Origin of the sequence: Bradyrhizobium sp. AUGA SZCCT0169 (genome assembly GCF_018130085.1) — a bacterium.
Classification (GTDB): Bacteria; Pseudomonadota; Alphaproteobacteria; order Rhizobiales; family Xanthobacteraceae; genus Bradyrhizobium.
Genome location: NZ_JAFCMC010000010.1, coordinates 56,386 through 70,746 on the forward strand (window position 1 = coordinate 56,386; position 14,361 = coordinate 70,746).

The 14,361-nt window shown below is 63.0% G+C and carries 14 protein-coding genes, 1 tRNA gene and 1 pseudogene; 10 read left to right on the top strand and 6 right to left on the bottom strand.

Features of this window, described 5'->3' with window-relative positions:
* Positions 1-20: 20 nt before the first annotated feature.
* The 7 genes from JQ609_RS14175 (at position 21) to JQ609_RS35060 (ending at position 6,300) form a co-directional block, all read left to right on the top strand.
* On the top strand, positions 21-1,289 hold the full coding sequence (locus JQ609_RS14175) for an ABC transporter substrate-binding protein (protein ID WP_212273858.1): 1,269 nt from the start codon (positions 21-23) through the stop codon (positions 1,287-1,289).
* A gap of 39 nt (positions 1,290-1,328) precedes the next feature.
* Complete coding sequence (locus tag JQ609_RS14180; protein WP_212273859.1) at positions 1,329-2,564, top strand: ABC transporter substrate-binding protein; 1,236 nt, start codon at positions 1,329-1,331, stop codon at positions 2,562-2,564.
* A gap of 19 nt (positions 2,565-2,583) precedes the next feature.
* Positions 2,584-2,964 (top strand): carboxymuconolactone decarboxylase family protein, encoded by a 381-nt coding sequence (locus JQ609_RS14185; RefSeq protein WP_212273860.1) that lies wholly within the window; start codon positions 2,584-2,586, stop codon positions 2,962-2,964.
* A gap of 13 nt (positions 2,965-2,977) precedes the next feature.
* Positions 2,978-3,751 carry a 3-hydroxybutyrate dehydrogenase gene (locus tag JQ609_RS14190; RefSeq protein WP_249127979.1) on the top strand — a complete coding sequence of 258 codons (774 nt, stop codon included), beginning with the start codon at positions 2,978-2,980 and terminating at the stop codon, positions 3,749-3,751.
* A 63-nt stretch (positions 3,752-3,814) separates the two neighbouring features.
* Complete coding sequence (locus tag JQ609_RS14195; RefSeq protein ID WP_312014855.1) at positions 3,815-4,525, top strand: SDR family oxidoreductase; 711 nt, start codon at positions 3,815-3,817, stop codon at positions 4,523-4,525.
* A gap of 28 nt (positions 4,526-4,553) precedes the next feature.
* Positions 4,554-5,270, top strand: coding sequence for a GntR family transcriptional regulator (locus tag JQ609_RS14200; RefSeq protein ID WP_192734570.1), 717 nt, complete (start codon positions 4,554-4,556; stop codon positions 5,268-5,270).
* A gap of 58 nt (positions 5,271-5,328) precedes the next feature.
* Positions 5,329-6,300, top strand: a complete 972-nt coding sequence (locus JQ609_RS35060; RefSeq protein ID WP_249127981.1) for a tripartite tricarboxylate transporter substrate-binding protein — start codon at positions 5,329-5,331, stop codon at positions 6,298-6,300.
* Here JQ609_RS35060 and JQ609_RS35065 read toward each other — a convergent pair.
* The 5 genes and pseudogenes from JQ609_RS35065 to mnmA form a co-directional block, all read right to left on the bottom strand.
* A pseudogene (locus JQ609_RS35065) lies at positions 6,301-6,468 on the bottom strand (efflux RND transporter permease subunit); the annotation flags it as partial. It lies immediately after the preceding gene.
* Positions 6,469-6,590: 122 nt separating this feature from the next.
* A tRNA-Met gene (locus JQ609_RS14210) sits at positions 6,591-6,667 on the bottom strand.
* Between the two features lie 114 nt (positions 6,668-6,781).
* Positions 6,782-7,147: a hypothetical protein gene (locus tag JQ609_RS14215; RefSeq protein WP_212273862.1), complete on the bottom strand. Its 366-nt coding sequence runs from the start codon at positions 7,145-7,147 to the stop codon at positions 6,782-6,784.
* A 42-nt stretch (positions 7,148-7,189) separates the two neighbouring features.
* Positions 7,190-7,828, bottom strand: a complete 639-nt coding sequence (locus JQ609_RS14220; RefSeq protein WP_192737539.1) for a class I SAM-dependent methyltransferase — start codon at positions 7,826-7,828, stop codon at positions 7,190-7,192.
* 35 nt (positions 7,829-7,863) lie between these two features.
* Positions 7,864-9,066, bottom strand: a complete 1,203-nt coding sequence (mnmA, locus tag JQ609_RS14225) for a tRNA 2-thiouridine(34) synthase MnmA (protein ID WP_212273863.1) — start codon at positions 9,064-9,066, stop codon at positions 7,864-7,866.
* 367 nt (positions 9,067-9,433) lie between these two features.
* Between mnmA and JQ609_RS14230 the strand changes: the two genes are divergently transcribed.
* Complete coding sequence (locus tag JQ609_RS14230; RefSeq protein ID WP_212273864.1) at positions 9,434-11,068, top strand: flagellar hook-length control protein FliK; 1,635 nt, start codon at positions 9,434-9,436, stop codon at positions 11,066-11,068.
* A gap of 11 nt (positions 11,069-11,079) precedes the next feature.
* A complete protein-coding gene (locus tag JQ609_RS14235; protein WP_212273865.1) occupies positions 11,080-11,778 on the top strand; it encodes a flagellar hook assembly protein FlgD in 699 nt (232 codons plus the stop codon).
* A 949-nt stretch (positions 11,779-12,727) separates the two neighbouring features.
* Here the strand turns inward: JQ609_RS14235 and JQ609_RS14240 are convergent.
* Positions 12,728-13,273 carry an REP-associated tyrosine transposase gene (locus tag JQ609_RS14240; protein WP_212273866.1) on the bottom strand — a complete coding sequence of 182 codons (546 nt, stop codon included), beginning with the start codon at positions 13,271-13,273 and terminating at the stop codon, positions 12,728-12,730.
* A 705-nt stretch (positions 13,274-13,978) separates the two neighbouring features.
* On the opposite strand from JQ609_RS14240, the gene JQ609_RS14245 reads away from it, so the two are divergent.
* Complete coding sequence (locus JQ609_RS14245) at positions 13,979-14,254, top strand: DUF1153 domain-containing protein (RefSeq protein WP_002714638.1); 276 nt, start codon at positions 13,979-13,981, stop codon at positions 14,252-14,254.
* Positions 14,255-14,361 lie beyond the last annotated feature (107 nt).

Below are 14,361 nucleotides of genomic sequence, written 5' to 3' on the forward strand. Positions count from 1 at the left end.
ACACCATTGGAAGGACGAAAATGGGCCAGGACAAGATTGAGGACAACGCAGCCGACAAGATCTCGAAGACGTCGCTGACGCGGCGAACCGTGCTGTCAGGCGCGGCGGCGATCGGCCTGTCGACGATGGCGCGCGCGCAAGCGCCGGCCGAGGTCAAGGTTGGCCTGATCGTGCCGCTATCCGGCATCTATACCCGCCCGGGTCAGGTGATGCGCATGGGCGCCGAGATGGGCATCGAGCACATCAACGCGCAAGGCGGCATCAAATCGCTCGGCGGCGCGAAGATGAAGCTCGTCGTGATCGATTGCGGCGACACCACCGAAAAGGCCAAGAACGCGGCACAGCGCATGGTGGCGCAGGAGCCCGATCTGGTTGCGGCGACCGGCTCCTATCTCAGCTCCTTTACACTGGCGGTGACTGAAGTCACCGAACGCGCCGAACTGCCTGTCCTGACGCTGTCCTATTCGGACTTGCTGACCGATCGCGGGTTCAAGTTTATTTTCCAGACCGCCGCGCCCGCCAGTGTGCAATCGCAACTCGGTCTGCCCGAACTGATGAAGCTCGCAGAAAAGGCCGCCGGCAAGCGGCCGAAGACGGTCGCGATGCTGATGGACAATACGGCAACCTCGGTCGCAACCGCCAAAGCGCTGAAAGAGAAACTCTTCGCGCAGGAAGGCCTTCAGCTCGTGGTCGAGGAAGTCTGGACGCCGCCGCTCTCCGACGCCACGCCGCTGATCCAGAAGGTCAGGTCGGCGAGGCCCGACCTGCTGCTATTCATGCCGAACGCGGTCTCCGACGCAAAGCTCGGCCTGGAGAAGATCAACGAGTTCGGCCTCGGACAGGGCAAGATTCCGACCGTGTCCTTCAGCATCACCATTGCCGAGCCGGACATGCTGCAAAGCGTCACCCCGGAAGTCGTCCAGGGCATCATGACGATCGTCGCCAATTGGGGTTGCAAGGGACACGAGGACATCATCGCCGAGCTCAAGGCCAAGTACAAGGAGCCCTGGGCGACTCAGAACTTCATCTCGACCTACGGCGACATGTGGCTGATGAAGGCCGCGCTTGAAAAGGCCGGCAAGGCCAACCGCCTCGCCGTCGCCGATGCGTTCCGCACCCTGGATGGCGGGCCCGCGAAATACTATCCCGGCGGCCAGTTGAAGTTCGACGAAAAGGGCCGCCGTGTCGGTGCCGGCGTCGTCATCGTGCAGTGGCAGAACGGCGTACCCGTCACCGTGTTCCCTTCCGACCTCGCTCAAGCGTCCCCGTTCTGGCCGAAGAAGTCCTGACCATCATGTCGTCAACAAAGATTTCAGGGAGGAATTGTCATGACAAGGAATACCCGATCTGCACTGACACGGCGTAGTTTACTCGCCGGCGCATCCGCCGGTCTGATCTCGTCTCGTGTGTGGGCACAGCAAGCATCCGAAGTAAAAGTCGGATTGCTGGTGCCGATCTCTGGCCTTTATGCGCGCCCCGGAGCCGTGATGCGCCACGGCGCCGAGATGGGGGTCGAGCACATCAATGCGCAGGGCGGCATCAAGTCGCTGGGCGGCGCCAAGCTCAAGCTGGTCGTGCTCGATTCCGGCGACACCACCGAGAAGGCCAAGAACGCCGCGCAGCGGATGGTCGCCCAGGAAACCGACATGGTGGCTGCGAGCGGAGCCTATTTGAGTTCGTTCACGCTGGCCGTCACAGAGGTCACGGAGCGGGCCAACCTTCCGGTCCTCACCCTCTCCTACTCCGACCTGATTACCGACCGCGGCTTCAAGTATGTGTTCCAGACCTCGGCGACAGCGGGATCGCAGGCAAGACAGGCGTTGCCGCAGATCGTGAAGCTTGCGGAAACTGCTTCCGGCAAGAAACCGAAAACGGTCGCGATCATCACCGACAACACCGCAGCGTCGGTATCTTCCGCAAAGGCGATGCGCGACGGACTGCTCGCCGAAAACGGCCTGCAGCTGATCGTCGATGAAACCTTCACGCCACCGCTCGCCGACGCGACCCCGCTGGTTCAAAAAATCCGGTCAGCGAAACCTGATCTTCTGTTCTTCCTGCCGACGGTGATTTCCGACGCCAAGCTGCTGCTCGAGAAGATGAATGAGTTCGGCCTCGGACAAGGCAAGATTCCGACCATCTCGTTCGGCATCGCAATCGCCGAACCCGACATGCTGCAGACCGTCAGCCCGGAATTGCTGCAGGGCCTGCTCACCTGCGTCGCCAGCTGGGGCGCCAAGGGTCACGAGGCACTGATCGCCGAACTCAAGACCCGCTACAAGGAGCCATGGATGACGCAGAACGCGATCTCCACCTATGGCGACATGTGGGTGATCAAGGACGCGCTCGAGAAAGCCGGCAAGGCTGACCGCGTTGCGGTCGCCGACGCGCTGCGCACCATGGATGCCGGCCCTTCGAAATATTACCCGCTCGGCGAAATCAAGTTCGACGCGAAGGGTCGCCGCGTCGGCGCCGGCATGACGATCGTGCAGTGGCAAACCGGCGTACCGGTCACGGTATTCCCGCCGCAACTGGCGCTGTCGCAGCCATTCTGGCCGAAAAACTAGCTCAAGATTGGATACCGACATGGACAAGGCAACATACGATCGAGGCCTCCAGATCCGGAAGAACGTTCTGGGGAGCGAGTTCGTCGACAAGGCGATCGCATCGGCCGATGATTTCAATCGGCCGATGCAGGACCTCACGACGGAATATTGCTGGGGCTATGTCTGGGGCCGCGACGGCCTCACGCACAAGACCCGCAGCTTCCTCAACCTTGCGATGCTGTGCGCGCTCAACCGGCCGCAGGAACTCAAAACCCATGTGCGGGGCGCCCTGACCAACGGCGCCACGCGCGAGGAGATACGCGAGGTGTTCATGCAGGTCGCGATCTACTGCGGCGTGCCGGCCGGCGTGGACGCTTTCCGTAACGCCAAGGAAGTGTTTGCCGAACTGGACAAGAAGTAACCGGGGACTGACGATGTTGCAGGGCAAATGGGCTCTCTTGACCGGGGCGACGGCGGGCTTGGGCCTCGCCGTGGCCGAAAGCCTTGCGGGCGCGGGAGCCAACATTGTCCTGCACGATCTGACCGAACCGGCGCAGACGCGGGATCGTCTGCGCGCGCAGTTTGGCGTCGAGGTAGTCAGCATCGCAGCCGACCTGGCACAGCGCACCGCCATAGAATCGATGATGGCCAGCCTGCTCGGACGTGTCGGCGCGGTCGATATCCTGGTGAACAATGCGGTGGTACGGCATTTTTCACCGGTCGAGAACTTCCCGCCGGAACGATGGGACGAAGCTCTCGCCGTCAATCTATCGGCCCCGTTCCACCTGATCCGGCTTGCATTGCCCGGCATGAAGCAACGGAAATGGGGCCGCATCATCAACATGGCATCGATCTATTCGACGCGTGCGGTCGCGGACCGCATCGATTATGTGACCACCAAGACGGCCATCATCGGCATGACCCGTGCGGTCGCAATCGAAACGTCAAAGAGCGGAATTACCTGCAACGCACTGTGTCCGGGCACGCTGCCGACGCCGGCCATTCAGGGAAAGATCGCAGCCATCGCGGCCAGCGAAGGCCGCAGCGTCGACGAGACCACCAGTGACTACCTTGCGAGCCGGCAGCCGAGCGGGCGATTTGTCGCCATGGAAGGCGTCGGCGCGATGGCGGCCTTCCTGTGCAGTCCGGCAGCGCAAGATATCACGGGGGCTACCCTGCCGATCGATGGAGGCTGGTCCATCGCATGAACATCATCGGCTGTCCCACCCAGGAGATCTGCAATGGCTGAAGCATCGAGCCGAAATGCCGTGGTGACCGGCGCCGCCGGTGGCATGGGTCGTGCGATCACGAAAGCGCTGGTCGAAAGCGGGCGGCGGGTCGTGCTCGCCGACCGCGATCCGGCCTCGCTTCGTGCGTTCGCCGCTGAGATGGGCGACAACACATTCCCGATCGAACTCGATATTACCGACACCAAGGCCGTGGACCGCCTGCCCGACCTCATCCCGGATGCCTTCAAACCGATCGACATCCTCGTCAACAACGCCGGCCACGACATCGGCGGCCGGACCCGCTTCGATTTAGGCTCAGCGGACGATTGGTCCGGGATCATCCAGACCAATCTGATCGGCCTGATGCGGGTGACCCGCAGCCTGCTGCCGGAGATGGTCAGGCGTAACGCCGGCCACATCGTCAACATCAGCTCGATCAACGCCGTACGCATCGTCCCTGATATGGCCGCCTACAGCACCAGCAAGGCGGGCGTGCACATGTTCACCGAAACGCTCCGGGGAGAGCTTGCCGAAACGGCGATCCGGGTCACCGAAATGCAGCCCGGCCTGACCAGGACCAACATCATCCTCACTCGCTACCGCGGCGACCGGGAGAAGGAAAAGGACTACTTTGAGCAGTTCAAGATGGCGCTCGAACCGGCCGACATTGCCCGGTCGATCGTATTTGCCCTGGACCAGCCGCCGCATGTTCAGATTGCGGAGATGATGATTCTGCCCGTAAATCGCTATTGAACCAATGCCGGTGCGAAGGCGGTAGACAATGGACAAACGCGGTGAATTGCAATCCACGCTCCGGATCGAGGACGTTCCGACCGTCCGGTCGATGGTCGCCCAGAAGCTGCGCGAGGCGATCATGTCCGGAAAGCTGAAGCCGGGCCAGCGCCTGGTCGAACGGGAGCTTTGCGAGATGACCGGCGTAAGCCGGCCATCCATTCGCGAAGCGCTCCGGTTGCTGGAAGCCGATGGTCTCGTCAATACCGTCCCTCACCGCGGCCCTGTCGTCAGCACCATCAGCCTCGAGGAGGCAAAGCAGCTCTACGCCGCCCGCGCCGTCCTCGAAGGATTTGCCGGACGCGAATGCGCGCGCCTGCACGACCCCGCCGTCGTCCGCCGGATCGGGGACGCTCTCACCAAGCTGAAAGCGGCGTTCGCCGATTCCGACCTGATCACGGCCCTCGAAGCCAAGACGGAGTTTTATGCGGCGCTGATCGGCGGCTGTCAGAACGCCTTCATCGAACGAATGCTCAGGCCGCTGCACGACCGGATCACGCTGTTGCGGATTACCTCGATGTCGCAGCCAAAGCGCATCAACAAGAGTCTGCGCGAGGTAACCGCGATCTGGCGCGCCATCCAGAGCGGCGATCCCGACCTCGCCGAGAAATGCTGCGTCGATCACATCAACGCGGCGGCCGTGGCCGCGCTCAGCATGATCGAACAATCATCCGCGTCGAACGAGAAGGCGACCGCGGATGAATGACCCAACGCTATTTCGACCAAGCCGTTTCAAGGGGCCACAAGGCCGATAGGAAGCTGTCATGAATCTTGTAAGACGCGTTCTTCTGATGCTGTTGCTGTCGCCCGTACTGCCGGCATTCGCCCAGGAATTCCCGAGCCGGCCGATCACGCTGGTCGTACCCTTCTCGGCCGGCGGGCCCGGCGACGTCATTGCACGCCTGCTCGGGACGTCGATGAGCGCGACGCTGAAGCAGTCGCTCGTCATCGAAAACGTCGTCGGCGCCGGTGGTACCCTTGGAACCAATCGCGTCGCCAAAGCCTCGCCTGACGGTTACACCCTGCTGCTGATGCATGTCGGCCAAGCCACCGCGCCGGCGCTCTACGCCAAGCTGCCGTTCGACCCCGTTGGCGACTTTGCGCCGATCGGTCTCGTCACCGACGTGCCGATGATCCTGGTGGCGCGTGCGAATTTTCCGGCCAGGGACCTCAAGGAACTCGTCGCGCATGTGCGCGCCCAGGGCGACAAGGTCACCTATGGCAATGTCGGCCTCGGCTCCGCGTCACACCTGTGCGGGTTGATGTTCATGAACGCCATCGAAGCCAAGCTCACACCGATCTACTACAAGGGCGGCGGCCCCGCGCTGAACGATATCATCGCCGGTCACATCGACGTCTACTGCGATCCGGCCACCGGGCCGACACCCTATATTCAGGCCGGCACCATCCCCGGTTACGCAATCACCAGCAAGAAGCGCGTGCCGACCTTGCCGAATGTGCCGACGTCGGCGGAAGCGGGGGTGCCGAAGTTCGACGTCACGACCTGGTACGGGCTGTATGCGCCACGCAATACGCCCAAGCCGATCGTTGATGCGCTCGTCGACGCGCTGCAAAAGGCGCTGAAGGACCCGCCCCTGGTCAACCGCTTCGTCGAACTCAGCATGGCGCCGGTCGAGCAGGAACGCGCGACGCCCGCAGCGCTCGAAGCCCTTCTCAAGAGCGAAATCGACAGATGGGGCCGTATTATCAAGGATGCCGGCATTACGCCGCAGTAAAGCGGACTCGGCTCGCAATGGCCGAGGCCGGTTTAGCAGCGGGTGGATCACCGGAGTCGTGTAGAGCGTGAGGAACTGGGAGACCAGCAGCCCGCCTAGGCTAGTGATGCCGAGCGGCCGCCGTAATTCGGTACCGGGGACGGTAGCGACGATTAACGGTATCGGCGCAAGCGAACCATTCGACCGCCGTGTCCAAACCATGTGACACAGGGCACGCCATACAAGCCGACGAAGCGTCCGAACCATTGAATTCGTTGAAGATTTTCGGGAGTTGGTACCCCGGCAGCTATTGGTAGCGAGAGAGGGACTCGAACCCCCGACCCCAGGATTATGATTCCCGTGCTCTAACCAGCTGAGCTACCTCGCCACGGTTCATCGTCACGGCTCAATATACCGCAGTCGCGAACGCGCGGCATATAAGGAGTCGGTCGCCGACCTGTCAAGCAAACCCGCCCGGTTCGAAAACTGCCTGCAAACGGCGCTATTTGGGCCGGATCGACTGATCGCCGCCGGGGCTGCCGGGCGGCGGAATCACCGGCGTTTTGCCGCCACCGGGCGTCGGCGCGTGGATTTCGGGATCAATGCCGGCGGGCGGGCACAGCACGCCATCGGAGCGCGCCAGCCTTTCGCCGAGCGGCTCGGCCCGCTGGCCGGTGGTGGTGCCTTCCGGTGCTGCCGCGCCGGAATGCGGCATGGGTTGCATCGGCGCGCAATTGGCGGTCCGAGCTGCCGATGGCGGCGCGGTCGGAGCCGGGGGAGTGGCCGGACTCGGCGGGGCCTGCGCCGCCGCCATGCCGGAGGCCGCCATCAGAACACACGACAGAAAGAGCGAGCGTTTCATTGCCATGCAGGGAAAACGGTCCGCAGCCGCGGAGGTTCCCGGCTGATTTCAAGACTTGCGGAAGCGGATCAGCGAAAAATGCCCCATCGGCGGCATCGGCCGCCGTTCTGTCAGGCTGACGCCGCCATGTTTGGCGGCCCAATTGGTCAATCGTTCCCAGGGGAATTCCGGCCGCCAGCCGAGCCGCCGCGCCAGCGGCGCGAAGGCAAGTTCAAAGACGCGCCGCGGACCGCTTTCGGCGCCGATGTGATTGACCAGGATGAGTTCGCCGCCGGGCTTCAGCACGCGGATGAAATCATCCAGCGTGCGTTCGGGATCCGGCACCGCGGTGATGACATATTGCGCCACCACGGCGTCGAAGAACGAATCCTTGAACGCCAGATTCTTGGCATCCATCACCGCGAGCGTTTCGACATTGGAGAGGCCGAGCGCGCGAACCCGCTGTTGCGCCCGGCGCAGCATCGGTTCGGAAATATCGACGCCGCACAATTTGGTGCTGCGCGAATAATCCGATAGCGACAATCCGGTGCCGACGCCGACGTCGAGAATGCGCCCGCCGATCTTGTCGGCTTCCGCGATCGTCGATTGACGCCCGTGCTCGAACACCTTGCCGAACACGAGATCGTAGACCGGCGCCCAGCGCCCATAAGCCTTTTCGACCCCCTCGCGGTCGATGTCCGCAGTCATTCCCTTAAGCCCCCGCCCTTGTGCCCCACATTTTTTTAGCCGCGCATCACCTCGGCAAGCGGCGGTGAAGTTGCCGCCTGTGCCCCTGCCCTCGCCGCGGCGTTCCGCGCGGTGGCACTTTTAATGAATCCGCCGCCGAGCACGCGCGCCTGCCCCGAGGGCGCGTCGTAAAACACGCAGGCCTGGCCCGGCGAAACGCCCTCTTCGCCGGCGACGAGTTCGACTTCATAGCCGCCATCGACCGCACGCAGCCACGCCGGCTGCGGCGGGCGCGTCGAGCGCACGCGCACGAACATCTCGATGCCCGCGCCGATCACGCGCTCCAGCGCGCCGCCGCCGATCCAGTTGACGTCGCGCAGCTGGATACGGTCCATCCGCAGCGCCTCGCGCGGCCCCACCACGACGCGGCGGCTGGCGGCATCGAGCTTGACGACATAGAGCGGCGCGGCTGACGCGATGCCCAGTCCCTTGCGCTGGCCGACAGTGAAATGAACGATGCCCTGATGCTGGCCGATGATTTGGCCGTCGAGATCGACGATGTCGCCGGGCTCGATCGCGCCGGGCTTGAGGCGGCCGATGATGTCGGTGTAGCGCCCGGTCGGGACGAAGCAAATGTCCTGGCTGTCCTGCTTGTCGGCGACCTCGAGGCCAAAGCGCCGCGCCAGTTCGCGCGCCTGCGGCTTGGTCATGTCGCCGAGCGGAAAGCGCAGATAGTCGAGCTGCTCGGGCGTGGTCGCGAACAGGAAGTAGCTCTGGTCACGGTCGGCGTCGGCGGCGCACACCAGCGCCCGCGATCCATCCACGAGGCGGCGCGAGGCGACATAATGTCCGGTCGCGAGTGCGCTGGCGCCAAGCTCGCGCGCGGTCGACAGCAGGTCGCGAAACTTGACCGAGCGGTTGCACTCGATGCACGGCACCGGCGTTTCGCCGAGCGCGTAGCTGTCGGCGAAATTGTCGATCACCGACTCGCGAAAACGGCTTTCGTAATCGAGCACGTAATGCGGAATGCCGATCCGCTCGGCGACATTGCGGGCGTCGTGGATGTCACGGCCGGCGCAGCAGGCGCCCTTGCGATGGGTGGCCGCGCCATGGTCGTAGAGCTGCAGCGTGATGCCGACCACATCGTAGCCCTCGGACTTCAGCAAGGCAGCCGTCACCGAGGAATCGACGCCGCCAGACATGGCGACCACGATCCGTGTGTCCTGGGGGCGGCCTTCGAGGTCCAAACTGTTCGGCATGGCAGGTCAATCGGCTTCAATCGCGAGGCAGCGCCGCGCGGCAAGAGTTCAAAAAAGCCTTTTACATATAAGGCCTTAAGGCCCGGTCCGGCCCTTTTTGGCCGGACCGGAAGTTCGCTCTTTAATATAGGCCGTATTCCCGGGAGGCAATCAGCCGGACCGGGTTATGGGCCGGCAATAGACGGCAAATCTTGCCGCCGGGCAGAAAAAGGGGCCGGCCCAAGACCTTCGTGGCTAACCCGCCTCCTCATTAAGCAATTGAAGTTAAAGGAAATTATTCTGATATAGGGCGTGGCCCGGTCCTTGCTGAGAGGTAGTCAAGGTTTCAGCGCGAGGGTCGCCCGTGGTTAGTGTCACGTCAGAACTAATGGCAAACGTGTCTTTTCAAGGCGCGACCGCGAGGTCGGGACGATCGGATTCCGACCAGGCGGCCGGAAACGACAGCTTTGCGGCGCTGGTCGACAGCAACAAGGCCGCGGCCAGCGACCACCGTTCCCAGGACACCGCGCCGCGACGCTCCGACGAACAGCAAAGCCCGGCGGATAACCGGGCGCGCGACAACACGGCCGCTTCGGACAAGGCAGCTTCGGACAAAGCGGCATCCGACAAGGCCGCACGCAGCGACGCGCGCCAGGACTCCACGAGCCGCGATGCCGGCAGCAATGCCCGCGACAACGCCGAGGCCGACACGAAGGCTGACGCAACCCGCTCCAAGACGAAATCGGATTCCCCCAAGTCCGACGCGTCGAAACCGGACGAGACCAAGGCGGAAGGCAAGCCCGCTTCCGGCGAAGGCGCTGCGGCCGCCGATCAGACCGAAGCAAAACAGGATACGGCAGCGCTGGTAACAGCCAGCGCTGTTGCCACCGTGATTCCCGTCGCGACGGCAACAGTGGAAGCCTCGAGCGCAAAAGCTCCGACCGATTCCGCGACGGCGCCGCTTGCGATCGCCGCAGCCGCCATTGCTGCTACCGCCTCGCTCAGCGGCGCTCCGGCGGCCGATGCCGGCGCAAATCCGGCTGCGACCGCCAACGCCGCCAAGACAGCGGGCGCGAAGATCGATGCCCAGACCGAGGTCAGCGTCGCCGTCATTGCGCAGGCCACGCCCGCCGACACCACGGTCACATCAGGCATCGCATTGGCTGCATCCGCAGCTGCGACGGCTGCCGGTGTGTCGAAAACCGCAACGCAAGCCATGACGACGGTCGTCACGAAAGAAGCCACTGCGACATCAGGCGAGTCCGACAAGGCTGCCGGCACGATCGCCGCTCCCGCAGCTCCGGCACCGGGCACCATCGTTCCCGCCACCGCACCGCAGGCGGAGGTCGCCGGCCAAGCGAAAGCCGAGAACGGCGTCATCGACGCCGCTAAGGCTGATATCGCAGGCAACGGCGCTCCGGCACTATCGGCCAATGCGGCCGCCCATGCGCATCCGGTCACAGCCGATGTCAGCCAGACCCTGGCTGGCGCATCGAACAACGGCTTGCAGGCCGCTGGCGCGATCCAGACGCAGCAGCCGGCATCTTCCACCACGCCGGCCCCGGCACCCCAGCTCAACGTCGCGGTCGCGACATCAGCGGCGGTGCCGCTCAGCGGGCTTGCGATGGAAATCGCGGCGTCCGCCAGGAGCGGCAAGAGCCGTTTCGAAATCCGGCTCGATCCGGCCGAGCTTGGCCGCATCGACGTCCGCATCGATGTCGATCGCAACGGCCAGGTCACCTCGCATCTGACGGTGGAGCGGCCGGAGACGTTGTCGATGCTGCGCCAGGACGCCAACCAGCTGCAGCGCGCGCTCGACAATGCCGGGCTTTCGACCGGCAATGGCGGGCTGCAATTCAGCCTGCGCGATCAATCCTCGCGGGGCCAGAACGACGGCAACCAGTCCAATCCCAATGCCCATCGGCTGGTCGTCAGCGAAGAAGACAGCATTCCGGCGGCGGTCGCCGGCCGCAACTATGGCCGCATGCTCGGAGCGAGCGGCGGCGTGGACATCAGGGTTTAACGGAGAGCGTTATGGGCATAGAAGCAACCATGCCGACACCGATCGTGTCGGCGGCCGGAACCGGCAGTTCGACCTCCACGAGCTCGACGTCCTCGACGGCGACGACGGGGATCGCGGACAATTTCCAGACCTTTCTGACGCTGCTGACGACGCAGCTGCAGAACCAGAACCCGATGGATCCGCTCGACACCAACCAGTTCACTCAGCAACTGGTGCAGTTCGCCGGCGTCGAGCAGCAGCTGCGGTCCAACGAGCAGTTGAAGTCGCTGATCGAAATCGAAAAGAGCGCCCAGGCGACGCAGGCGCTGGTCTATGTCGGCAACACGGTTGCGGTCGACGGCAGCAAGGCGCAGTTCGACAAGTCGGCGACCTGGAATTTCCAGTCGGAGAAAGACACCACGGCATCGATCACGATCGCCAGTTCGACGGGACTGACGGCCTATTCCGGCAGCTATGCGCTGAAGCAGGGCGGCTCCAGTTTCGTCTGGGACGGCAAGGGCAATGACGGCGCGCAGTGGCCGGCCGGCACCTACACCCTCACCGCGACAGGCAAGGACAGTGCAGGCAACAACGTCTCGATCTCCACCGAAGTCCAGGGCGTCGTCGATTCAGTCGATCTCAGCGCCTCCCCGCCGCTGCTGTCGATCGGCGGGCAGAGCTACACCACCGACAAGATCAAGCGCGTGGTGCGCCCGTCGACCGCGAGCTAGCGCTGCGGGCTGACGGGTCGCGCTCTCGTCCTCGCCGTCCCGGCCTTCCGCGTGAACGTCCGCAACCCTCTCCGCGTCATTGCGAGCGAAGCGAAGCAATCTATCTCACGACTTGCTGAGGTATGGATCGCTTCGCTCGCAATGACGCGGTCAGACTTTGGATTCAAATTTCAAACAGCCCTTGCCGTCATCGCCCGGCTTGACCGGGCGATCCAGTACGCCGCGGCTTCTCGATTCTTCGCTGACGTCTCTGGAATACTGGGTCACCCGCCTTCGCGGGTGACGACAACTGAATATGCCTTCGCATTCTCGCGACGCATTGCGCCCGAGCTTTGCCAGAAATTCCTTGCCCTCGAAAATAGAGGGCGCAGGGAAGACCGGGTGCGCGCTGCACCCGCGGTCCCGTGTGCGGATTGCACAAAACAACATGCACACGAGCATACAGGGCAGCGGTGAACACCCGGCCTTCCCTGCGCAATGGCTTTACGGCTTATGCCGCGCTCTCCCCGGAGACGAGTTCTTGGTTGACTCCGTCACCGCCGGTTCAGCTTGCGCTTAGCCGACGGCTTGACGCCAGCAACGGGCGCCAGGACCACACGGTTTTGCCGTACGCTTATCCACGCCGTCGTCGAGGCGTAAACCAGCGTCCACCGCAACCCGCCCAACGTCCGTGACGACGGCCGACGCCCTCTGAGTGGGACGGGATGGGCAAACATATGCACCTGATTTTCCTTCCGGTAAACAGAAATATTTTTTATTTCGGGGCTTGACACGACTTCCGAAAAGCAGAACTGATTTGCCCGTCGGGTTGATTTGTCGCACGCGCGCAGCGAGATTTCGCTTGCGCACGAGGCGACGCAGCAACGGTAGGGCGGATTGGAGCCAACGGGTCCGCGCAAAGCGGACCCGTTGGGCGTAATCCGCCGATCAGAACCAGCAACCCGCCCAATCACCGTCGCTCGCCGAAATCACCGTCCACCTCGCCGTCACCAGCCCAATCTTCCGGAAACAACCCCGCGCGCACATCGCGGTGAAAGGAAGAATACGGCCAGTCGCACACGCGCGCGACGAGACCGTGCTTGAGCGGATTGATGTAGCAATACTCGACATGGCGCGCATAGTCGGCCTCGTCGCGGATCAAATGCTCCCAGAATCGCCGCTGCCAGATGCCGCGCTCGTTGCGGGCGACGCGAACGACGTTGAGCCGCTCCTGTTTCGGCAGCGCTCGCGCGAACCGCGTCTTGATCAGACGCCAGCGCGTGGAGAAATTATGATCGCCCGGCGGCAGTTGCCAGACCGCATGCAGATGATCGGGCAGCACGACGAAGGCATCGATGGTGAAGGAATGGTCGCGGCGGGTTATGGCGACGGCCTCGCGCAGCATCGCGATATGATCGGCGAGCAGGGTTTTCCGCCGCTCCAGCAGGTTGACGGTGAAGAACCAGCAGCCGCCCGGAAACGACGATAATTCGGCATGGGAAGCAGGATAGCACATGCTATAGTTGTGGCACGCCCAAGATGGCGGATTACGCCTTCCACTTTCGCTCGTGGAGCTACCGCCGATGTAGTCGGCTCCAATCCGCCCTACCGGCCCTTTTCTGCGTTCGAGCCGCAGCGCATTATGAACAGTCTGGGCCATAGCCGAGTGTTCGACGCTATTGTCATACTCGTTTTCCTCGTACCAACCGGCTCATTCGCATGGCTCTTCGGCGCCGTTGCAGGTATGGCATTTTTCTTGTTGGGACGTGCGCTGCAACCCGCATCAGTTTGACGTTTTTCAAGCGAAGCATGCCCTCGGACTTGTTCCGGCGGTGGAATTCAGTTCGCGTCAAGAAAGCGTAATCCGCCGCACCGGTTACATCGCCAACGGGGTCAGTGCTCCCGCGCCCCATATCGAATGATGGTCGCGCTTGCGCAATTGGCGAGCGGAGACTTTGGCGAACAGCGACCACTTGGAGCGGTTGGCTGAGATGACTACGGACTGGCGCTGAATGGCGGATTACGCCTTGCACCTTCGCGGAGCTACCGCCGATGTGGTCGGCTCCGGCTGCAATCCCTCGTCCGCCCAGACGCCTCCCCAGCCCCAGTTCCAGCCATTTCCAACGAGATTCGTATTGAACCCTTGGGCTTAGGCAAATTTTAAGTCGCACGGCGTAGGTTGTCAGCGTGAGTTCAGTGGTTGAGAGTTTGTGAGTACGCCATGACAGAACCCCATCGCCCGAGGGTAAAATACGTCATCGGGCCTGACGGAAGTCCATTAACAATTGCGGACCTGCCCGCGCCCGGCACCAAACGGTGGGTGATCCGCCGCAAGGCCGAAGTCGTTGCCGCGGTTCGCGGCGGCCTGCTCTCCCTCGAAGAGGCTTGCAGCCGCTACACGCTGACGGTGGACGAGTTCCTGTCCTGGCAGTTCTCCATCGATCAGCATGGCCTGGCAGGCTTGCGGACCACCCGCATCCAGCAATACCGGCAATAAACTCTCCAAACCGGAAGATTTGATGAAAACCGGCTTCGTTTTGCGAAGCTGGTTTTTTTCATGCCCAAACTTCTTCACCGACTTTAACGGTCGTTAACCATATGGAA